Raw genomic sequence first — 23,181 nt, forward strand, 5'->3', positions numbered from 1 at the left:
AACTAACGTCTGATCCTTAAACAAATGGAACTAAATATTTTCAATAACGAAAACGAGGTGCTTGCTGCCCTGGCGGCGCACTTTGTTAAAGTTGCGAACGAAGCCATTGCCGCAAAAGGTAAGTTTTCTGTAGCGCTGTCGGGTGGTAGTTCACCCAAAAAACTTTATGAACTGCTGGCCTCTGATTACGAGGACAAGCTGGAATGGGACGAAGTTTATTTCTTTTTTGGGGATGAGCGCAACGTGCCGCAAACCGATAAGGACAGCAATTACCTGATGGCCAAAAACGCATTATTCGCGCCGTTGCTGATCGATCCAGACCATATATTTCCGGTTGATACCGGCCTCGGCCCGAAAGAGGCTGCCGCAAAGTACCAGGAAGTGATTGAAGATTTTTTTGATGAAGATGAACTGAGTTTCGACCTTGTATTGTTAGGCTTGGGCGATAACTCGCATACTGCATCTTTGTTCCCTTTTACCCCAGTTTTACACGACAGGCTGCCCGGCGTGAGCGAGGTTTTTTTACCTGATCAAAATGTTTACCGCATTACCATGAATGCGCCACTTATCAATGAGGCCAAACATATTGCCTTTTTAGTTTACGGCGAGGGCAAGGCTGTTGCGGTGCAACATGTACTGGAAGACGACGAGGATATAGAAGAATACCCGGCGCAGCTGATTGAACCCATCGTAGGAGAAATTGAATGGTTTATGGATACAGCGGCAGCGGAGTTGCTTGAAAATAACTAAATTTTCTACTTTGGAATCTGGGCAATGAGCCATTGCGCTACATCATTCGCGGCCTTGTCATTTTCAAACCCTGCCGGTAATCTACCATTGGTATACTCATTATAAAACCAGGGATCGCCGACGGCAAAAACCGTTCCCTTACCATATTTAGCAATGGCGATGATCACAGCGCCATTGCTGTTTTTCAGACCTGCTTTAGCCGGAAGGCTGATGCCGATAGAACAGACATCCTTCATAAATATTTTACGGGCGGTTTTAAAAACTGGGTTTCCGGCAGTCACTACTGTACCGTCATCAATGTGCTGATCATTGATCACATGGTTTTGCAAATCATCATTAAAATGCATTCCGAACTTAGCCGCCAGGTTATTAAAATGTGGCAATTCAACATTAGCGCTGTCATTGGCCAACATTAATAATACACCACCTTTTTTTACCCAGGCGGCAATTTGTCCGGCATCAATTGCCTCAATATAATTAGGGTCGGGGCTTTCTTTTTTTGTATCCGGGTCAACTATGATATAAATAGCCGTTCCCTTTAAATTATTTAATGTTGGTGCTGCACCAAGTGTATCCAAATGTGCGCCTGCTCGTTTAAAAGCATCGCCAAAAATGGAAAACCCGGTGCCCGTTTTGTCTTCCCATGTATAATGATACCGCCCTGTTTTTCCTGCAGCCGTTTGACGTACTTCGTGATTAAAATAATAATCAAGCGTAACCTTTTGTGCTTTGGCAACAAAGGCGCTGACCGCTAAAAGCAGCCCTATAATGATCGCATATTTTATTTTCATTATAGGGCAAATTAGCGATATCTATCCTGTCTGCCAAAATTTATGACATAGGATACCTTTAATATATTATTTTGGAATTTGTTCGGGTTTAATAATTACCCCTCCGCTTAAAACTACATCACTTAAAAAACCCGAACAAATTCCTTTTATAACTACTGTTGAATCCGCAGAACCCAATGTTATGCCTGGCTTTAAAGTGCAAAAAACGTTCGCAAAAGCGTCTCCGCTCTTTAAGGTCACCGTTGTATTACCCGCCTGGTCTGCTTTTTTTGACAAAATGGTGCCTGTTACCTGTACCGCCTTGTTTAAGTACCTGGTATTTGCATTTTTCTCGTTGGTTTGATAATCCTTAACGATTTGAACCGACGTAACATTGATAGCGTCTTCATTTACCACATCTCTATGGTGTGATTCAGAGTAAGGGAAAACGTAATACCACACCCCAAAGGCACCAACTAAAATGACAGCCAATGCAATTAATATGATCTTCTTTTTCATTTTGTAATGTTTATTGATTGTGTTTAACCACCGTAAATACCCTTGAAATATTAAAGCCCAAATGGATGCCTCCATTGCTCCACTGGCTGTTGGTTTGGGTAATAAAGCTGCTTTCGTTTATGCCGGTTGAGTTGGTGAAGAAGAACTGGAATACGTGCCCGCCTGTTTCAATATCAAAGCCGAGTGACATCGCATCATAGGTGCCCTGGAACTTCGTAACCTGGTAGTAATATTCGCCGGTAAAGTTTACCCTTTTGGAAAGCCTTATTCTAAAACCAGTGCCGACTGAATACAGATCATTGGGCGTTGCTTTTGTCGGAACAATATTATAGTGTACCATGGTTGGCACAAACTGGATCGAAAAATAGTCGCCAAATTTGCGTGCAATGATCAATTGATTGGTGAAATTAAAGTGATCAGAGCTATTGATTGCATACACTGTTGGCTGGTCTTTTATCGTACGCCAAACTGCGTCCGAACTCAGACTCAGGGATATAGGCATGGCCGCTCTGCCGGTAGACTGCCTCAGGATCCTGAATTTGTAAAAGGCATCAAACTCTTTATTGTAAGTGCTGCGGCCTATACCAACTTCAAGCCTGTTACTAATGCCGTAGTCTAACCCTAAACGCATGGTTGCCTGGTCAAGGCCGTAAAAATTATAGGACCCGGTATTTACCAAACCAAACCTGTGTGAGATCTTCACGTCCAGAATACCGGCGCCAGTGTTTTCGATAGACTGGCTGTTCACAATCCGGGTTGTTTTAAATGTTGAGGTAACTATATCGGTTGTTTCTTTTGCATCTTTTTTGTCCTGTTCATCCTGCTGCTTAAACAAGTCGACGTTTTGCGCACTTGTTACAATTGGCAAAAAGTAAAAACAGGCTAAAAGTATGGCACCAACTACGTTGCGTACCCTGATGTTATTGTGAGTGATGTTCTTCATAGTGCTGAGTGCTTTAATTATAGTTTCGTTTGAGTTTAGTTGTTTGGCGTTCCGCTATTGATCCAAGCCTGGATTGTCTGGATTTCGCATGAACCTAGTTGTGATCCGCTAAGCGGCATAGCGGGTATTCCCCCGGTACGATTTATAGAATTCATCAGTTGCCCGTTAGTAACATATGCTTTTACAATAGTATAGTTATCCAGGGCAATCCCCCCCCCGGCAACCGCGCTTCCGCTATGGCAGGTGTAGCAATTCGAGCTAAGTATCGTTTTTACGGATACGCTGTACGTTACGCCTGTTAAATTACACGCGGTTTGGGGGTAAACCAAGTCTGCATGATCGTAATAGCAACCTGAAGCACATAAAACAAAGAGTATTAAACCAAAAATATATCGCATGACATTCAAAATTTATTGAGGACAACCATTGTTGATCCATTTAGTAATTTGTTTAACCTGGCAGCTGCTTAGCGGGCCGGATGGCGGCATATTCATTGCCGGTAAAGCTGATGTATAATTAATACCGGCCAGGAAACTGGCTTTCAGTGAAGTACCAGCCGACTTCGCACTGGCATAATCACTTAATACTACGTTTCCGGAGCCCGGCGCTACACCATGACAACCATTGCAATAGGTAGAAAATATCTGCGAAACGCCGTTGCTATAAGTAGTTTTGGTGGTATCGCAGGTAGCTGTTGCACATGATGTATTTAAAGCCCCCTGATTGATCCACTTTGCAATCGTAGCCGTTTGGGCGGCAGTTAATTTGGGCGAATTGCCCGGCGGCATTGAACCATTCTGAATCACACTGTAATATTTGCTCGGTCCGGTATTAAAAGGAACAATTCCCTGCATGATATTATTATAGGTAGTTAAGTTCAATATTCGATCCTCGCCATTATTTTTCCCGTCATGACATCCGGTACTTGCGCAATACGTTTGAAATAAGGGCAAGACATCCGACTGAAAGCATACAGTGTCTCCTTTCGCAATTGGACCGCTGCTCGTATTGTACGGAACCACGCGATCATGTGTACATGAATAGAGTACTGCCACGGTAATGGTTATCATAATTAGTGCCTTTCTCATAACAGATTTGTTTAAATCCCGGAACTTTACTTTTTAAAATCGGAGGAAAAATGAAAAGGTAGAAAACCCTGTTTTTTTTTCGTCTGAAGGGTTAATAAATTAATAGTACAAATCTATCGGTACCTATCTTTCCTTAAAATGACCCCAGTCATTCCAAATTATGAGATTAGGCAGATTTAAAATGCTCAATATTCAACCTGCCTCTGATCTGCTCTCATTTTAGTCATAGGCACAGTTAATCGTTATTTCCACTTCGCTGGCTATCTTTTCACCAATGTATAGGCCGGTAATGCCATATTCCTTAATCTTTATTTTAAAAGATCCTGTTATCGTTGGCTTGCCTCCGGAAATTGTCATTAGGCCGCTGGCAGTAACTTTTTGCGAAACGCCATGCAGAGACAAACTACCATCAATATTTATGGGATATTTGCCGTCTTTGGAAAAGTTAATGGTCGCCGCATTTGTAATAAAACCCTTAAATTCAGCTTTGGGAATTTTGGAGCTCTCCAGGTAGTTTTCATTAAAATGATCTTCCATCAGCTGATTATCAAACCGGAAGCTTTTGATTAACGCGCTAAAAACGATCTGGCCTGTTTTATCAACCATCTTACTGTCAACCTGGTTATTAGTGGCGGCAACGTTTTCAAGCGCCGTACTGGCATTAAATCTTATTTGCCCGGTTTTTGTTGAATATATTTTTTGCGCATGCAGCGTAAAACTTACGCCCGTAAGCAATAGAGAAAAAATTAGCTTATTCATTTTGTTAAGTTTAATTGTTTGGTGTTCCGTTACTGATCCATTTCTGAATCGTTGATATTTCGCAGGAGCTTAATTGTGAACCGCTCAGTGGCATTCCGGGGATTCCTCCGGTATGATTGATCGAATTCATTAATTGTCCGTTGGTTACATATTTTTTTACAGCGTTATAATTATCCAATACCACACCTGCACCTGCAGAGGCATTACCACTGTGGCAGCTGTAACAGCTAGCATGAAGAATCCCTGTTACCGATATGCTGTAAGTCACCTTAGTTAAATCACACGTCGTTTGAGGATAAACCAGGCTGGCACGGTCATAATAGCAGCTGCTAATACTCAACATTAGGAGTATTAATACAAAAATATATCGCATGGTTCTTTTTGCTTATTGCGGACAACCGCTGTTTATCCAAATACTTATTTGTTTAACCTGGCAGCTGCTTAATGGTCCTGAAGGAGGCATATTCATTAATGAGCTGGTTGAGGTGTAGTTTATCGCATTCAGGAAGGTGCCTTTAAGCGACGTTCCGGCTGATTTGGCGCTATTGTAATCACTTAGCACAACATTACCCGACCCCGGTGCTACGCCGTGACATCCGTTGCAATAGGTTGCAAAGATTTGGGAGATCCCGTTTGTATAAGTCGTTTTTGTTGTATCGCAGGTACCTGTTACTGTACACGAGTTATTCAAGGCCCCCTGGTTGATCCATTTTGCAATGGTGGCCAGTTGTGTCGAAGTAATCTTCGGCGAGTTTCTGGGGGGCATTGAGCCGCTCTGTATAATAGTATAAAACCTGCTCTGCCCCGGATTGAAAGCAACTATCCCTGCCTTTATATTGGCATAAGTAGTCAGGTTAAAGTTGTTGTCCTCCCCATTTTTTTTTCCGTCGTGGCAGCCGGTACTTGCACAATAGGTTTGATACAATGGCAGTACATCTGTTTGGAAACATACAGAATCACTCGGGGGTGGGGTTCCGCCACCGCCACCGCCACCGCCGCCGTTTCCGCCGCCACCGCCATTTCCTCCTCCCCCGGTATTGGTTACTGGTGTTGGAGTTGCATGATCATGAGTACACGAGTAAAGTACCGCCAATAATACCGCCAGGATGATCATTGTTTTTCGCATTTTGATAGATTTTAACTTGTTTTTCATTTTCCCAACTTTAATTCGAAATAACTGTTTATTAATAAAGGCGTTATATAAAACCTAAAATAGACACACCATTTTATTAACGGTATACCAAGTAGTTTGTATTTGTTACCCAAGTGAACATTTCAACAATACCGCCCTCTCCTCTGATCTGTGACTTTATTAAATCCCGCATCCTGGTCAAACATTCGTTTTCCTAACAACCTAGTTAAATTGTAATAACAATGTTACAATTCATTTAAGTAGTTGAAATGAAAAACGGTGTGTTTATAAGAAAAGTATGCAATATGTAAAAAATATTTAATTTAATACCAACACTACTCCAAATGGGTATTATTAGCGGTTTTAGGACTTTTGAGGGAATTCTGTAGAGATTTTGAGGAAATCCTGAAGTTAAAGAGGTTGTTTTTAAATGCAACCCACCGATTCATAAAAAAAAATACCATAAAAATATATACATTATACATATATTGTTATGGTATTATATTTTTATATTGCATTTAAAAGTATTATTAGATAATAATATCAGGCTTTACTATTTTACATCGAACGTAAAATACCCGCTCCCCGGCTCTCCTTTAGGGGTAAGGCCTTGTATAACCCCTACATAGGTTCCGGGCTCATCCGACGTGTAAAAAGATATAGCATCGCCGCCAGCATGTTGTTTTACAGACGGCGTCCAATACAACAAATTCCTGAAATCCGGCAACCGGTTGGCAGCCCTGGCTTCTGTATCATAAACCGGGGAATAAAATTGCCGGCTGAGCTGCATGCCTTCATAATCAACCACTATGGCGCGAGGGTCAAGTTCAACGCCGCCAAGGTCGCCTGTATAGGTTGTAAAACTGAATATTCCTTCCTCGGTAGATGGGCCATAATAATACCGGAACGGCACCACCTCCAGTTTTCTAACTTTTAACGGATCGACGGTAAATACCTTATTCATATTAAACACAGGGATACCATCAAGTAAAACCAGCGGGTCGCTATCTAAAAATCCCTTATTATTTAAAACCTTTATGTGAAAATACCCTCTTGTTTTTACGATGTTATCCTCCGATACATATTCACGTAAGTCTTCTTCCATTGTAGTAAAACGTGTAAAATCATCCAGCTTATAGGTTTTAAAGGGCTTTCCATAAAAGGCGCTGCTGTCAATATGCGGATCATAATAGCGCTTTAACATATTGCCCGAGTAAATATTCAAAACCTGGATGCCAATACTGTGGTCTTTTAATGCATTTGCCTGGCCGCTGTTAAATTCAAATTTGGGCAGCCCTGTTTTGGAGTACTGTTCGGAAAAGGGGCTCAATATATCAATACGATACGTACTGTCTATCAATTCATTTGTTTGGGCAATAACCTCACCGGTACCATAAAAGTCCTTTGTTTCGTACAATAAGCGTCCTGATGAATCGCTTTGGGATGTATAAAGCTGCACTCGTTTACCGGGTATACCAAGGTAAGTCATAATGTTTTTAGCGGGAGTGCTATTCTCGGAATTAACTATTTTAGCCGTGATGATATGCCCGGTATATTCAGGCAGGAAATTAAAGGCAGCAGCCCGGTTTTCCAAAATATCTTTCCATTGAAACCTGCGCCAGCCTTGCGTGAGCATCAGGTTATCCAGCGCCTCATCCGATTCAGCATTAACGTTACTGAAATAATAATCGGGCGACTCAATACTACCTTTCAAATCTGAATTTAACCATAAATAGCTAAAAATATTACTTCCGTCAATGTCCTGCAATGAATCGACGCGGTAAACCGACATTGACATATCCGCGTTTATTGCTTTGCCGACCGGATCCTTAGCCTCCACATTAACGGTCACTTTTTTGCGCAACCCATATTGTGACTGATCAGCGCCGGCAGCGATCAATAATTGCCGTGCCGGCCTTTTAAAATACAGCCGCTCGCAAACCGGTTGTTTTGCATTATTAAACACTGTAATATGTGAGATACCTTCACCCAGATCGCTTTTATTGATACTAAAACTTGCGCTGCCATTATTAACACCTGCGATTTCCGCAATCTTTACTGTTTGGCGGGTATGAATAAAAAGATAAATATTACCACCTACATTTTCATTGTCTTTTACGGTAACCAATAACTGTCCCGATTTGTTGTCGGCCAACGACATCACGTACCCCTGGCCGTTCGCAGCAGGAATATCTTTTGTTATCGGCGGGTTTCCGTCAATTTTTATAATGGCCTTATAAAAATTTCTTTCTTCAGGCGTAAACGAAAAACTGCCCATTCCGAATTTTAAGGATTTAAACCGCGCCACGGTATCATTTTTTTGGTTGACAACAACGCCGCTCAGGTCGGCGCCTTTGCCATTTTGCCCAACTGCCTTAAACGCCACTTTGCTTTTAATACCGTTTACCAGGTTGCCGCCCTCGGGGAAGAAGTTAATATCATAGGCCCCACTTTCCTTAGCAACAGCATCCGGAGATTTTAAAGGGTTAACAAACGTGATTGATTTCTCAAAGTAGAAATCGGCGCCAAAATTTTTCATCCAGCTGGTATAGGCCCTTAATTTATAATTCCCGTTGCTTACAGAAACCGGGATATATAATGAACCATCACCCGAACCATTTTTCATCGCCACCTTAGCCTCAACGATCCGGCTTTGGCTATTATCCAAAATTTCGATATAAACTACCTTACTCAGGTTAAGAGGTTTATGGTCGTTGCCGTCGACGCAATAAACTTTAAACCATAAAATTTCGCCCGGCAGATAAACGCTTTTATCAGTGTGGACATAAATTTTCTCCAATAAAGCATTTTGCTTATACAGCTTAAAGCTGTTTTGAACCTCCTGTATCACCTGTGCCCTGCTGTGTTGCATAAGCATAATAAGCACAATCACTAAACATATAGCGCGGCTGTTCTTTGTAATAATTCTCATTTCAGGTTGGTTTAATAGGTATAATTTATTGATAAATCTCTTAGTTTTTTCATTGCTCATCATTTCCAAAACGACGGTTTAACATTTGTTCCTCTCAAAGTACAGTCAACACAGGATGGCTCTGATGCAGTGTAACCTATCGGCGGGCTTCCCGGTGGCGAGATTGCCTGAACCGGTATTTCAGGGTTAGTTGCGCCTTTGTTGTAATTGATGTGCAAGTCAACCTGGTTAATCGGGGTTGTGGATCCAGGGGCTATATACTTGAAATAAAAAGTATCAAGCTTGCAGGTGGGGTCATTGTGCGAATCAGCCCATGCAGGGAGTTGCTGGTTTGCAATAAAAATCCGGGCACTGGAAACACTTCCAACACTAATATAACCTATTACAGGCTCGGCAGGGTTGGTGGTTGAATGGATATTACCGCTGATCTGCGAGGGCTGCGCGTCAAAAATGCTGCCCAACTGCTCCGTATTCTTTTTCAAATTTTGCCAGAACGCGTAGGCGTTCCCTGATAAAGCATATTGTTTAACGAGGATGCTATATTTTGAACTTAGTTTTTCAGAAGTTGAGGGGATGAAAACAATAGGATTGTTAACAATAACGTCACGCGCTAACTTTGCCGAGGAATTTAAAATAATAGTACTTGATGCCGTGCTGGTCCAGCAGGTGTATATCTGGTCGTTAATATAATCCCTTTGTACAACGTAATCGCCGTTTGATTTAAAAAACGAATCGAATTGCGAATGGATGATCCAGGTTTCCTCGTAATCCCACCGGTAATACTTCGTATTATTATTAGCATCGTGGGTGTTTGAGTAAATATTTAAACCATCACTCTGGATCACAAAATTAACACTATCAATGGGCGGGGAATTTTCAACCGTGACAAAATCCGACAAATACTCTTCATTTGCAGTTTTTATCCGCAACCGGTATTTGTGGCTATTATCAAGGTTCAGGCCATTTGCTGTATAAACGCCAATTTGCGATTCAGCCAAAGGATAAACTGCCGACTGGTCACTTTCAACAGTTAGAACCGCGCCGTTAACCGGATTTAATGTAATATTGCTGGCTATATTAACGGTGTGGCTAAGTTTTATAACCGTTTCATCGGCCCCGCTGTTTATTACTCCTTCCACAACCAGGTAGCTATTGGGCGCAGTAATTGTAGGCGGATTGTAGAGTTTTTTACAGCCTTCAAATAGTATTAAAATAAATATTAATGTTTTCCAGTTTCTCATTTTTTTCTTATCTCCAATATTCAGGTTGCTTATTTGTGCCCCTTAACGTACAATCCACACATTCAGGGGTGGAGCCAGTGTGGCCTATGATCGTTCCCAATTGTTGGTTCCAGATAGCAACTACAGGTATTAACCGGTTGCTATAAAGATTTCCTTTATTATAATTAAAGTATTCATTTTCCTGGTTCAGCGGCACCGTTGCCCCCGGCGCGTACCAGGAAAGAAATAGAGTATCCAGTTTGCAGTTATTAAAAGCCGGTGGCGACGCCCAACCGGCAGGGACCTCCTGGTTTTTAATAAATATCCTTTTACTGGTAACTGTTCCGGCACTAATGTAGCCTATCACCGGTTCGGCAGGGGTAGTTTCCGAATGGATATTTCCCTGCAACTGCGAGGGTTGCGCATCGAAAACACTTCCCAGCAGCTCTGTATTTTTTTTCAGGTTCGCCCAAAAAGTGTAAGCATCTGCGGTTAATGCATATTGCCTTACCAGGATACTGTAAGCGCTGTTAGTTGGCGCCGATTGCGCTGCAACAATACTATATTTCGCACTTAATTTTTCTGATGCAGCCGATACAAAAGTGAGCGGATTATTGCTGACCACGTCTTTTTGAAGATGAGAAGATGATGCTACGTTTATACCGTTGGCCGTATCGCTACGCCAGCATTGGTACACTTCATCATTCATCAAGTTCCTGTCAATTACCGAATCGCCGTTTGATTTATAAAACGAATAATAATTGGAATGGATGACCCAGGTTTCCCGGTAATCCCACCGGTAAAAATGCGTGTTATTGTTTGGATCGTGGGTGCTTACATAAAAACGGACCCCATCGTTTTCAAAAGTCCTGCTAACTGTATCAATAGCAGGTGAATTAGCAACAGCAACAAAATCCGAATGATAAACTTCATTTGCTGTTTTTATCCGCAACCGGTATTTGCGCGAATTATCAAGATTCAATCCCGCAGCTACATAGTAGCCGCCGCCGGTACCTGTTAATTGAAATGAGGCGTTCTGATCACTTTCAATAGTAACCACTGCATCCACCTCAGGGTTAAGGGTAAATTTATTTGAAATATTAACGGTACGGCTGAGTTTGATGACGGTTGAATCTGAACCGGTATTGATCTGCCCTTCAACAACAAGGTAATTGCTGTTTGAATTAACAACAGGCGGATCATATGGCTTTTTACAACTAATTATTATCATGGTCATCAATATCAGCTTTTCAGGCTTTCGCATCTTTTATTTCCAAAATACAGGTTGTTTATTTGTCCCTCTTAATGTGCAATCAACACATTCAGGCTGCGCCCCCGTATGGCCAATGATCAATTCCGGCCCAATCGGCGGAATAACGATTATTGCAGCTACCGGTATCAGCGCATCTTGCGGATTAGCAAGGTGGTGATAATTAAAATATACATTTTCCTGGTTAACGGCGACCGTTGCCCCCGCAGGTTTATATTGCAAATAAATTGAATCAAGGCTGCAATTAGGGTAAGGCTGAGCCGGCACCCAGCCCGGTAATTGCTGGTCTGTAATAAAAATTCGTTTACTGGTAACCGTTCCTGCACTTACATAACCAATAACCGCGTCCGAAGGATTTTTAGTTGAATGGATATTCCCGTTTATTTGTGACGGCTGGGCATCGAAGATGCTCCCTAATTGTTCAGTATTGGTTTTTAATATTTGCCAGAATTTATACGCATCGGCGGTTAAAGCATATTCCCTAACAATTATGCTGTATTTTGTTCCCAATTTTTCAGATGTGGACGAAACAAACGTGAGCGGGTTATTTGTAATAATATTCTGGGACAACTTAGCCGACGACCCAAGAATGATGGTACTTGAAGTATCATTTCCCCAACAATTATACACCTCGTTTGCAGGAAAAAGCCGCTCTACAACGGTGTCGCCATTGGATACGTAGCCTGATTGATAGTAAGAATGAAATACCCAGGTTTCCTGGTAATCCCAACGGTAATATTTGGTATTGTTTACAGCGTCGTGGGTGCCTACATTAATTTGTATGCCTTTGCTTTCAACGTTAAAATTAACCGTATCAACCAGGGGCGCGTTTATTACCGGTACAAAGTCCGACAGGTATTCATCGTCAGCAGTTTTAATTCTTAAACGGTATTTCCTGGTATTATCAAGCTGTAAACTGCCAATACCGTAATTGCCCTTGCGCGTTTCTGTCAAGGGGTATAGGGCGTTTTGATCGCTCTCAATCGTTAAAACAGCACCTGTTAGCGGGTTTAAAGTTATTTTACTGGCGAGGTTTACCGTATGGCTAAGCTTAAAAATGGTAGAGTCGGGGCCGTTATTGATCACACCCTCAACTACGAGATAACTCCCCGGCGCCGAAATTGCCGGCGGATTATAAAGTTTTTTACAGCTGACCGATACGACCATAAGTATAAAATAAAGATATCTATGACGACAACTCATCGCGGGGGTTAAAACCTTATATTATAATTGATAAATGGTATAGGCGAGGCAAAAATGGATAATTTATATCCGCTGATCACCCCGCTTTGTTCTGTGAAAAAAGTTGAATAAGCGTTTTGGCGGCCGGTTAAATTGTATACACCCACGGTCCACGAATTGTGCGTTTTTTGATGCACCCTGTGATTCCCCTCAATATTTATGGAAAAATCAGACCTGAAATAATCAGGGATCCGGTAAGCATTGCGATCTGAATAGAACACCCTTTCTGACCCTGCATACTCATATTTTGCTATTGGCAAAGTAATTGGCCGGCCGGTGCTGTATGACAGATCCAACGATATGCTGTAACGGTGTGTAAAACGATAGTTACCGGTAAAGTTGAACGAGCTTGGCTTGTCATAATTAGCAGGATACCAGTTGCCTTCGTTGATCAGCTCACCAGCATTACGGTCGTCCTGCTTAAGGAAGGTACGCGAATAGGTATAGCTGATCCAACCGTTTAATTTACCTGCTGTTTTTTTAATGAGAAATTCTGCACCATAGGCTTTACCTTTTGTATTGATGACATCCTGCTCAATATGCTGGTTTAATAACAGCACCGCGCCGCTTTTATAATCCAGGTAATTTCTCAGCCGCTTGTAATACACTTCAACCGACATTTCGATGGTGTTTTGTTTCGCATTCTGGAAAAGGCCCAGGGATATTTGGTCGCCGCTTTCAGGTTTTATATTGGGGTCACTTAATTTGTAAACATCAGTAGGCGAAATAGAGGTTGAGTTTGATAACAGGTGGATATACTGGTGCAAAGTATTATAACCTGCTTTAACAGAAAGGTTATCATTCAATAAATACCTGGCTGATAGCCGTATGTCTGGGGAAATATAAGTTTTTATGAAATGCCCCTGGCCATAAGCTGTGCTATCTAAAACATTATCCGGTTCTTTGGGCAAGTTGGGGGCATAATTATCCACGGTTTGCGGCCCCAGGTAATTGTAAATATTAAACCTTACCCCTGCGCTGATTGAAAAATTAGTGCTTACATCATATTTATCTCCAAGATATAACGCGCTTTCGAGGGCCTGCTCAGGCGCTACAACCTGGGGCAGCACCAACGACTGGGCGCCAAGCGGTTCAAAAGTCCCCGGATTGATATGGTAAAGGATAGAGTTTAACCCAAAATCAATGGTGTGCTTATTATTCAGATAATAGGTATAATCTGCTTTAAAATTTGATTGGTTAATATTAAAAGCCAGATCATAACCATTAACGGGATTGGCTTTGCTGTTAATATCATACTGGTACTTGTCAAACCCTGCCGAAATCAAACTAAACAGCTTTGTGCTGTAATTGTGTTTCCATTTAAGGGATACACTTTTATTGCTGTAGGAATAAGTAGTATCGCTGTTCAGTTTAAACTTATCATTACTGATATAGCTGGAGAGATAAATATTATTTTTATCGTTGATCTGGTGGCTGATATCGAGATTCACATCGTAAAATGAAGCGGAGCTATGTTTATAAGCGTCAGGCAGTAAGTTTAACAGCCAGTTTGAATAGGTGGTACGGGCGCCAAATATAAAAGAGGTTTTGTCTTTTACTATCGGGCCTTCCACGTTAAGCCGGCTGGTTAATAAACCAATACCCGCCGAACCGGTAAATATTTTTTTATTGCCTTCGCGGTTGGTTACTTCCAGTACGGATGAGAGCCGTCCGCCAAATTTTTCGGGGATGCTGCTTTTATACAGTTCAATATCTTTAACAATATCGGGGTTAAAGGCTGCAAAGAAGCCAAAAAAGTGCGCAGGATTATAAATGGTGGCGCCATTAAGCAAAATCAAATTCTCATCTGCTGAACCACCCCTAACGTTAAACCCTGTTGTGGCCTCGCCTACCGAGGTAACACCAGGCAGGGTTAAAATCACCTTTAACACATCGGTTTCGCCAAAAGCGGTAGGAATCTGCTTGATGTTTTTTATGTCGAGCCGGGTAACACCCAACTCCACACTGCGTACATTGGCTACTTTATCGGCCGATATTTTAACTTCCTTCAGGCTGTTTACCTGTTCCTGCATTTCGATGATCAGCTTTCCATCATTATAAAGAATAGTTTGGCGCCGCGTATCACGCATCCCCAGCCCACGAACAATAAGTATGTGCCGGCCCCGTGGCAGCGTTATGGTAAAATAACCGAACTGGTCGGTAGCTACCCCTGTTTTTGTGTTGGCCACGTAAATACTTGCCCCAACCACAGCCTCGCCCGATTTGATGTCACGTACGTATCCGCTTAATGTTGCATTGCCGGCTTTTATGGTATTTGTACGTGTGCCGATTTCATAAAGCTTATTTTCTGTGGTGGCATCCGGCACGTTTTTATCTTTATCATCCGAGTAGTCAGCAACAGCCGATGACTGCGCATTGTTTACAGGCGCAATGCTTGTAAAACCCGGGGCCAGGTCTGTTTTGATCTGTCTGCCTTTTGTAATAAACACCTGCTGCGATGAGGTAATGGCAAAATGATAATTGGTATTTTTAAATGCGGCGTACAAAATACTCTCCAAAGGCTGTTCAGTTATTTGCAGGGTTACCCGCAAACTGTCAAACTGCGCCGGGTCGTAATAAAAACGGGCGCTGCTTTTCGATTCCAGATCAGCGGCAAATTGTGCTATGGTAGCCTGTTGAAAGTTACAACTGATCAGTTTTGGGTTTTTTTGTTGCGCCAGGGCGATTTGTAAGAAAAACAAAACGCAAACAGTGATAAGGTATGTTTTTCTCATATTATTTAGATATTTGGTCATAATAAGATGCTATTTTGACCATAGCCTCTTCAGGTTCTCTGCGAAAATTTAATTGACTTGCTCTGATATATTGCTGTACCAGTTTCTTTTTATCCTTTAAAACATCCAGCATCGAACTTTTGCTGCTGATCTCGTAGTAAACATTATTTTTTCGGATGTAATAGCTTTTTACCGGATTGAAATAGGATTCGAGAGTTGTTTGCCCGGCGGCAGTCTGAATATTTTTTGATCGCTTAGCCAGCACCTGTGTTTTACCGTTATACAGCTCATCATAATAACCGGATTGCAGGACAGTATTATTCGCCAATGTGTCGGCATCTATGTTTACAAAGTGATGATCTAAATAATCAAAGCTGGTTACCTTCTCTTTAACCAAGGCGAACTTGGTGAAATGATTATAAAGCAACACAACAACCTGGTCGCTGTAAATATCATACAACATTGGTACCTGGCTAAAAGTTATCCCGTTATAATTGACAACACCCGGTGCAAACGCTTTTACATCCAAAAAATAGGCATTCCCGGTTATTAAAGGGTCGTAATAGGTGTATTCGGTACCATTATACAAGGATGATTGTTTGCCAATAGAAGCATAAAATAACGATAGTGTGCCATTCAAAGCGCCTTGCTGCGAACTGCTATCGGGTTTTGCTCCCTGTGAAAAAGATTTTTTGCTGACGATAAGGCATAATATACCCCAGATTAAAGGTAAATAGGTCCGTCTTCTCATAATTTAAGGTTAAGCTGGGAAATTACACTACTTTAAGTTAATAACCAATACGTTTCAAAGATTAAATCGCGACAGGGCTCGTTTTATTTATTTTGGTTGTAACAATTTTATTGCAATAGTTAAATGAATTAAAAACGGATACGTTACACCGGGCTTTTTATAAATTGCGATGATTTATTTACTATTGAATTAAATATAAAACAACAGCAAAAGAATTTATGAAAGCATTAAAAGTACTAGCGTTATCGCTTTTAGTAATGTTAAGTTTTAGCGTATCCATGGCGCAACAGGCACCACAAAAGCAGCAGCAACCAAAGCAGCAGCATAAGGTTTACCATCAAAAAAAACATCAAGCCAAACAACGCAGCCATCGTAAGAAACAGCGCAGCAGCAGGCACAAAAAACATCAGGGGCGAAAACACCAGGCCCATAGGCTGAAGCATCGCCGCCACAGCATACATCATGCGAAGCAAAATAAAAAGAAATAAAAAAAGGCCCGCTGAATTACTCAACGGGCCTTGCTATTTTTTACAGATGCCTGTTACAGCTTCCTTTTCACTTCTACATTTTCATACGCTTCCACAATATCGCCAGCTTCAATGTTATTAAAGTTATTGATATTCAAGCCGCACTCGTAACCGGCACTTACTTCCTTCACATCGTCTTTGTAGCGTTTCAGCGAAGCCAGTTCGCCCGTATAAACAACCACACCTTCGCGGATGATGCGTATTTTGCTATTGCGGTTGATCTTGCCATCCAGCACCATACAACCTGCGATGGTACCAACTTTGCTGATCTTAAACGTTTCGCGGATCTCTACGTTGGCAACAATTTTCTCTTCGAACGTTGGTGCAAGCATGCCTTCCATCGCCGCTTTGATCTCATTGATCGCATCGTAAATGATGGAGTAAAGCCTGATATCAATTTGTTCCTGTTCAGCCAGTTTACGCGCGCCGCCTGATGGCCGCACCTGGAAACCAATGATGATCGCATCTGATGCCGAAGCCAGCAATACATCCGATTCGGAGATCTGCCCAACAGCTTTCGAGATGATATTCACCTGGATCTGCTCAGTAGATAGTTTCAGTAAGGAATCAGACAATGCCTCGATAGAACCATCCACGTCACCTTTAACAATAATATTCAGTTCCTTAAAGTTACCAACTGCCAATCGGCGGCCGATCTCATCAAGAGTGATGTGTTTTTGCGTACGTAAACCCTGTTCGCGTTGTAATTGTAAGCGTTTGTTGGCAATTTCACGTGCCTCCACTTCGCTTTCAAGCGCGTTAAATTTATCACCTGCGGTAGGCGCTCCCTGCATACCCAAAACCTGTACCGGGGTTGACGGGCCAGCCTTTTCAACACGCTGGCCGCGCTCGTTGGTCAACGCCTTTACACGACCGCTATAACAGCCTGCCAGTATAGGGTCACCAACACGTAATGTACCTGCCTGTACCAGGATGGTGGTAACAATACCACGACCTTTATCCAGCGCAGCTTCAATTACCGTGCCTACGGCACGTTTATTCGGGTTGGCTGTTAACTCCAATAATTCGGCTTCCAGTAATACTTTTTCTAAAAGTAACTCCACGTTCAGGCCCGTTTTGGCTGATATTTCCTGCGACTGGTATTTACCGCCCCATTCTTCAACCAAAATATTCATGGCTGATAACTGCTCGCGCACCTTATCGGCGTTTGCACCCGGTTTATCTATTTTATTGAATGCGAAGATGATTGGCGCACCTGCAGCCTGCGCGTGGTTTATGGCCTCGCGGGTTTGCGGCATCACGCTATCGTCAGCGGCAATTACAATGATGACAATGTCAGTTACCTGGGCACCCCTGGCACGCATAGCGGTAAACGCTTCGTGGCCCGGTGTATCCAAAAACGTGATCTTTCCTTTATCGTCAGGTAGTGTTACCTCGTAAGCACCAATGTGCTGGGTAATACCGCCTGCTTCGCCACCGATTACGTTGGTTTTGCGGATAAAGTCGAGCAATGACGTTTTACCGTGGTCAACGTGGCCCATGATGGTAACGATCGGTGCACGTGGTATCAGATCAGCCGGATCATCAGGCTGGTCAAGGCTGCCCTCTTCGTCCTGTGGTTTTACAAATTCAACCTGGTAGCCAAATTCATCTGCCACAATGCTCAGCGTTTCCGCATCAAGCCTTTGGTTGATAGAAACGAACATGCCCAGGCTCATACAGGTGGATATGATCTGTGTTACAGAAACATCCATCATCGAAGCCAGTTCATTGGCCGTTACAAACTCGGTAACCTTTAATACTTTCGCCTGCAATTCGTTTTCCATTGCCAGTTCTTCAGCAGAAGCGGCAACATCATCACGTTTTTGACGGCGGAACTTGGCACGCTGCGCGAATTTACCGGATTTACCGGCACCGCTTAAGCGAGCTAAAGTTGCCTTTATTTGGTCTTGTATATCTTTTTCTGTAGGTTCTTCTTTAGGGCCGCTGTTTTGAGCTGCGCTGCGGTTCCTGAAATCAGGACGGTTGCCCGCTCCAGCGTTGCCGCCACCTGGTCCGCCTGCAGGCGGGTTGTTGCCACGGTTCCTGAAATCAGGACGGTTACCGCCATGCGGTTGCTGCTGGCCCGGAGGGTTTGCAGCCTGCTGGCCCGGGTTATTGCCCGGATGGTTGCCCTGGTGATCTTTACGCTTACGTTTGCGTTTATGATCCTGGGCGTTGTTGGTGTTTGAAGATGAAGCTACCGGGTTGCGTTTTGGCGCATCCACCGGTAATTGGATCTTACCGATAACATTCGGTCCTGTTAAACGCTCCGCTTTCGCGCGGATCACTTCAGGCTCCTGTGGTTCTTCGGGGGCCTCTGCAACTGCAACTGCAACTGGTTCGGGTTTTGGTTCAACCTTCGCAGGTTCAGCAATAACTTCGGGCTCCTTAACCTCTGCTATTTTAACTTCTTCCTTCGGTGCTTCAGGTATAATTTCTTTCGGTGCTTCTTTTACTGGTTCCGGCTCCGGTTTGGGAGCAACAACCTCAGGTTTAACAACCTCAACTACCGGCGCTATTACTTCAACAGGTTTTTCAACCGGCTGAACTTTCGCGTTCAAATTATCCAGGTCAATTTTACCTACAACTTTTACACCCGGTAAAGCATCAGCGTGTTCCTCTGATTTTACAGGTGCAGGTGCAACAGGTTCAACCGGTTTTGGTTTTTCTGCTACAGGAGGGGTAAAATGGTGGCCGGTATTTTTAATAAGGATCTCTTCGTTCTCGAAATCTCTCGAACGGCGGGTTTCAGCTGGCTTTTCAGGAATATGTACCGGTTCTTCTTTTCGGATCTTGCCGATACTGATCTGCTTTGCTTCTTCCTTAATAATTTTATCTACAGCAAATTCTTTTAACAGAGCGTTGTACATATCGCCATCAAGGAGGGCCATAGGGTGCTTTTGAACCTTGTACCCTTTTTTTGCTAAAAAGTCAACAATGGTACCCGTACCGATATTCAGCTCTTTTGCTGCTGTAAATAATTTTATTGATTTGTCTTCTGACATTTATTATATGCTTTCTCTGCTTTTTTGTGCAAAAATACGATTTTAATTTTGGTTATAACGATTATTCGAACTCAGCTTGCAGAATTGATAACACATCCTTCACAGTTTCTTCTTCAAGGTCGGTGCGTTTTACCAATTCGTTAACCGTTAATGCCAATACTGACTTAGCAGTATCCAGGCCGATTCGTTTAAATTCATCAATGATCCAGCTATCAATTTCGTCTGAAAATTCTTCTATATCCACATCTTCGTCCTGTTCATCCGCTTCGCGGTAAACGTCGATCTCATAGCCTGTTAATTTACCGGCCAGTTTAATATTATGCCCGCCGCGGCCAATCGCTAAGGATACCTGGTCGGGTTTTAAGTAAACTGCTGCCGTTTTTTTCTCATCATCCAGTTTAATGGAGGTGATTTTTGCAGGCGATAATGCGCGCTGGATGTACAGCTGCAAGTTATTGGTGTAATTGATTACGTCAATATTTTCGTTTTTTAACTCACGTACGATACCGTGGATGCGCGATCCTTTCATACCCACGCAAGCACCAACAGGATCGATACGATCATCGTATGATTCAACGGCAACTTTAGCACGCTCGCCCGGTTCACGAACGATCTTTTTAATGGTGATCAGTCCGTCAAATATTTCCGGTACTTCCATTTCAAACAAACGCTGCAAAAATGCAGGCGCCGTGCGCGAAATGATGATCTTAGGGTTGCTGTTCAGCATATCCACCTTATCAACTACCGCTTTAACCGTATCACCCTTTTTAAAGTAATCTGCAGGGATCTGTTCTGATTTTGGCAGCAATAATTCATTGCCTTCATCATCAAGCACCAAAGTTTCTTTTTTCCAAACCTGGTAAACCTCGCCGGTTACAATTTCACCCACACGATCTTTATATTTTTTAAAGATCTCGTCTTTTTCCAATTCCAAAATTTTTGAAACCAGTGTCTGGCGTGCAGCTAAAATAGCGCGGCGGCCAAAACTCTCCAGGGTGATCTGCTCAATATACTCGTCGCCAACCTCTAAAGTCGGGTCCAATGTTCTTGCCTCTGCCAGTTCAATTTCCAGGTCGTCATCCTCACTGAAACCGTCTTCCATCACCTTGCGCGTACGCCAGATTTCCAAGTCACCGTTATCTGTGTTAACAATTACGTCGCAATTTTCATCGGTACCATACTTTTTCCTGATCATGCTTCTGAAAACGTCTTCCAGTACGCTCATCATGGTTGGGCGGTCGATGTTCTTGAAATCTTTAAATTCCTGAAAAGAATCAATTAAATTAATATTGCTCATTTTCTTACTTGAATGATATTATAATTCTTACTTGAATGATATTAAAACTTTTGTTTCTGCTATTGTATTTACCGGGATAACCACCTCAATAATTTCGGCTTTTTTTCCCTTTTCTTTTACTTTTTCTTCTATTACGATGGCATCTTCGGTAATGCTACTTAGTTTGCCTTCTCTTTTGGTGCCGTCGGCCATTTTAATAGCTAAGTTACGACCAATATTTTTAATATACTGCCTGATGAGTTTAAGCGGAACATCCAAACCCGGCGATGAAACCTCCAGGTTATAAGCCGTTTCAATCACATTTTCCTCTTCCAGCTTAAAACCCACGTACCTGCTTATGCCGGCAACATCATCAATGCCGATGCCGTTATCGCCATCCACCAATATCACCAATTTACCGTTCGAGTGCATTTTTATGTCGACTATAAACAGGTTTGGTTTATCAGCTATCTTCTCTTCAACCAGTTCTTTTACTCTTTTTTCAATATTCATTATCCCTTAGATAATTTGATTGATAAAATAAAAGAGGGGACAATCGCCCCCTCTTTTTTAATTCAAATGCAAATGTAATGTATTTTTTTGGGGTTGCAAAGTTTTTTGGTTGATTAGTTTTAGGTTGTAAATGTTGTAGTGAGTTGGAGGGGTTGTAAGGGGAGTAATCAGTTTTTTTTTTAACATTTCAAACCCTTTACAACTTTCTTTAACTAATCCTTAAACACCAAATCCTGGTGAGGCACACTACCTAATTTCTTATTGCCCCCGATAAAATCCCAGGGCTTGGTACCGCCTTCAAAGCGGAAATAACGCATAAAATAGGTATGGCCCTTTACAAACGGGGTATCAGGCGTAAATACAATAACGCTGTCTTTAACCAGGTAGTTGCCGGGTTGGATAGGCTGGTAATCTTTCAGATCTGTATCTGCAGGCATCTGGTAAACCGGGATGAGGTTTTCCCACACGGCAGGTGATGCATTACGGGTTACTTCCCCCATAATTGCCCGATCGAGGCCTTTGAATTGGATGGATTTGCTGTTGTTTACCAGGCTGATGGAAATGGCCGGCGCTTTGGGGTGTCCGCAGCCAAAGCAGAGTAAAAGGAAGAACCAGGGATATCGTTTCATTTTTCACAAACGTAAGTAATTGTAAATATAGGTTATTACGCGCCAAAAAGATGTCGCTTTCTGGCAGTACCGGCTTGAGGCCTAGGCTTGAAACGGTACATTGATTTCAATTTAAGCGGTACGTTTAAATATTATGTGTCCAGGTTGCAAACTTGTACAGGCGGGAAAAATTTAATATCTTTATGGTTAAACCTAATTAAATGAAAAAAGCCTTACTTATTTTGCTCGTGCTACTTGCATCGAAAACCTTTTCACAAACCGTAAGCTATGGCCTTAGCGCAGGCATTAATTATTCCAATCTTTCCGGCAACGGCAATCCCATAACCAGCAGTTATCTGATCGGCATTCGAGCAGGCGGTTTGGTAGATATTGGTTTTAAAAATTTTAGCATACAACCCGGGCTATTGTTTACTAAAATGGGCGGACAAAATACCACCAAAACCGAGCAACTGATCCTTAACTATCTGGAAATCCCCGTTAATTTTTTATATCATGAAAAAGAACGCGCCGGTAATTTTTTCATCGGCGGAGGCCCCTATATAAGTTTTGGGACGTTAGCCACCAATATTTATACTGGTTTGAGAAACAATTTCTTTTTTGGGAATAATGAGGGGCTTCACCGTGCCGACGTCGGCCTAAGTGCCTTAACGGGCTACCAATTCACTTCAGGGTTTGCGATAAGTGGCGGTTACAGTATGGGAATTACCGATGTTTACAGTGGTGGCGCAAATAACAAAAATAGTGCGTTTAACATTTCTGTCGAATACTTTTTTAAGCTTTAAAAAAAGGTTGCCTTGACACGAGCGCTTGAAATTTGGAGTTCCCCCGCGCCTGTTGATTGCGCTGCATACTAGTGTGCGATTTTTGAAATATATCTTTATCGCAACGCGAGTTGCAACTTTTCGTCCCGGCAGGGTCTGTCACAGACGACCCTGCGTGCGATGTTTGTATAACGAGGAAATATGGCCATTAATTTAAGATGGCCGGCAATTTACACCCTAACATCACCTAAAACGCAGGGTCGTGCGTGACAGACCCTTCGACGACGAATAGAATTTGACCGCGCGTGCTGTAGTTACAAACTACAGGCATAGTCAGTCCGTAGATGCAATCTACG

Annotated in this window: 21 protein-coding genes; 3 read left to right on the forward strand and 18 right to left on the reverse strand. The window is 42.5% G+C overall.

Features of this window, described 5'->3' with window-relative positions:
• Positions 1-24: 24 nt before the first annotated feature.
• Positions 25-750, forward strand: coding sequence for a 6-phosphogluconolactonase (pgl, locus tag QZY09_RS20110; protein ID WP_295675352.1), 726 nt, complete (start codon positions 25-27; stop codon positions 748-750).
• A 5-nt stretch (positions 751-755) separates the two neighbouring features.
• Here pgl and QZY09_RS20115 read toward each other — a convergent pair whose 3' ends face one another.
• The 14 genes from QZY09_RS20115 to QZY09_RS20180 form a co-directional block, all read right to left on the reverse strand.
• Positions 756-1,541, reverse strand: coding sequence for a hypothetical protein (locus QZY09_RS20115; protein WP_295675355.1), 786 nt, complete (start codon positions 1,539-1,541; stop codon positions 756-758).
• Positions 1,542-1,607: 66 nt separating this feature from the next.
• Positions 1,608-2,039: a hypothetical protein gene (locus QZY09_RS20120; protein WP_295675357.1), complete on the reverse strand. Its 432-nt coding sequence runs from the start codon at positions 2,037-2,039 to the stop codon at positions 1,608-1,610.
• Positions 2,040-2,049: 10 nt separating this feature from the next.
• Entirely contained in the window at positions 2,050-2,982 is a 933-nt protein-coding gene (locus QZY09_RS20125) for a DUF5777 family beta-barrel protein (RefSeq protein ID WP_295675359.1), read from the reverse strand.
• A 35-nt stretch (positions 2,983-3,017) separates the two neighbouring features.
• A complete protein-coding gene (locus QZY09_RS20130; protein ID WP_295675361.1) occupies positions 3,018-3,380 on the reverse strand; it encodes a hypothetical protein in 363 nt (120 codons plus the stop codon).
• A 12-nt stretch (positions 3,381-3,392) separates the two neighbouring features.
• Positions 3,393-4,070: a c-type cytochrome gene (locus tag QZY09_RS20135; RefSeq protein ID WP_295675364.1), complete on the reverse strand. Its 678-nt coding sequence runs from the start codon at positions 4,068-4,070 to the stop codon at positions 3,393-3,395.
• A 219-nt stretch (positions 4,071-4,289) separates the two neighbouring features.
• Positions 4,290-4,829, reverse strand: coding sequence for a YceI family protein (locus QZY09_RS20140; protein WP_295675366.1), 540 nt, complete (start codon positions 4,827-4,829; stop codon positions 4,290-4,292).
• A gap of 10 nt (positions 4,830-4,839) precedes the next feature.
• Positions 4,840-5,172 (reverse strand): hypothetical protein, encoded by a 333-nt coding sequence (locus QZY09_RS20145; protein ID WP_295675368.1) that lies wholly within the window; start codon positions 5,170-5,172, stop codon positions 4,840-4,842.
• A gap of 42 nt (positions 5,173-5,214) precedes the next feature.
• Entirely contained in the window at positions 5,215-5,982 is a 768-nt protein-coding gene (locus QZY09_RS20150; RefSeq protein ID WP_295675369.1) for a hypothetical protein, read from the reverse strand.
• A gap of 532 nt (positions 5,983-6,514) precedes the next feature.
• On the reverse strand, positions 6,515-8,893 hold the full coding sequence (locus QZY09_RS20155) for an MG2 domain-containing protein (protein ID WP_295675371.1): 2,379 nt from the start codon (positions 8,891-8,893) through the stop codon (positions 6,515-6,517).
• A gap of 59 nt (positions 8,894-8,952) precedes the next feature.
• Positions 8,953-10,134 (reverse strand): DUF4249 domain-containing protein, encoded by a 1,182-nt coding sequence (locus QZY09_RS20160; protein WP_295675374.1) that lies wholly within the window; start codon positions 10,132-10,134, stop codon positions 8,953-8,955.
• Between the two features lie 7 nt (positions 10,135-10,141).
• A complete protein-coding gene (locus QZY09_RS20165) occupies positions 10,142-11,377 on the reverse strand; it encodes a DUF4249 domain-containing protein (RefSeq protein WP_295675377.1) in 1,236 nt (411 codons plus the stop codon).
• Between the two features lie 3 nt (positions 11,378-11,380).
• The gene (locus QZY09_RS20170; RefSeq protein WP_295675381.1) at positions 11,381-12,550 is read right to left on the reverse strand and encodes a DUF4249 domain-containing protein; all 1,170 of its coding nucleotides are present in this window, start codon (positions 12,548-12,550) and stop codon (positions 11,381-11,383) included.
• Positions 12,551-12,594: 44 nt separating this feature from the next.
• Entirely contained in the window at positions 12,595-15,360 is a 2,766-nt protein-coding gene (locus QZY09_RS20175; protein WP_295675383.1) for a TonB-dependent receptor, read from the reverse strand.
• Between the two features lies 1 nt (position 15,361).
• Positions 15,362-16,111, reverse strand: coding sequence for a hypothetical protein (locus QZY09_RS20180; protein WP_295675386.1), 750 nt, complete (start codon positions 16,109-16,111; stop codon positions 15,362-15,364).
• 218 nt (positions 16,112-16,329) lie between these two features.
• Between QZY09_RS20180 and QZY09_RS20185 the strand changes: the two genes are divergently transcribed.
• The gene (locus tag QZY09_RS20185) at positions 16,330-16,599 is read left to right on the forward strand and encodes a hypothetical protein (protein WP_295675390.1); all 270 of its coding nucleotides are present in this window, start codon (positions 16,330-16,332) and stop codon (positions 16,597-16,599) included.
• Between the two features lie 53 nt (positions 16,600-16,652).
• Here the strand turns inward: QZY09_RS20185 and infB are convergent, their stop codons facing one another.
• The 4 genes from infB to QZY09_RS20205 form a co-directional block, all read right to left on the reverse strand.
• Positions 16,653-19,646 carry a translation initiation factor IF-2 gene (gene infB, locus QZY09_RS20190; RefSeq protein ID WP_295675392.1) on the reverse strand — a complete coding sequence of 998 codons (2,994 nt, stop codon included), beginning with the start codon at positions 19,644-19,646 and terminating at the stop codon, positions 16,653-16,655.
• A 61-nt stretch (positions 19,647-19,707) separates the two neighbouring features.
• Complete coding sequence (nusA, locus tag QZY09_RS20195) at positions 19,708-20,943, reverse strand: transcription termination factor NusA (protein ID WP_295675394.1); 1,236 nt, start codon at positions 20,941-20,943, stop codon at positions 19,708-19,710.
• Between the two features lie 27 nt (positions 20,944-20,970).
• On the reverse strand, positions 20,971-21,435 hold the full coding sequence (rimP, locus tag QZY09_RS20200; RefSeq protein ID WP_295675396.1) for a ribosome assembly cofactor RimP: 465 nt from the start codon (positions 21,433-21,435) through the stop codon (positions 20,971-20,973).
• Between the two features lie 212 nt (positions 21,436-21,647).
• Positions 21,648-22,064 carry a hypothetical protein gene (locus QZY09_RS20205; RefSeq protein ID WP_295675398.1) on the reverse strand — a complete coding sequence of 139 codons (417 nt, stop codon included), beginning with the start codon at positions 22,062-22,064 and terminating at the stop codon, positions 21,648-21,650.
• A 200-nt stretch (positions 22,065-22,264) separates the two neighbouring features.
• On the opposite strand from QZY09_RS20205, the gene QZY09_RS20210 reads away from it, so the two are divergent.
• Positions 22,265-22,846 (forward strand): porin family protein, encoded by a 582-nt coding sequence (locus QZY09_RS20210; RefSeq protein WP_295675400.1) that lies wholly within the window; start codon positions 22,265-22,267, stop codon positions 22,844-22,846.
• Positions 22,847-23,181 lie beyond the last annotated feature (335 nt).

The organism is uncultured Mucilaginibacter sp. (assembly GCF_903913935.1).
In the GTDB taxonomy this organism is placed as follows: domain Bacteria; phylum Bacteroidota; class Bacteroidia; order Sphingobacteriales; family Sphingobacteriaceae; genus Mucilaginibacter.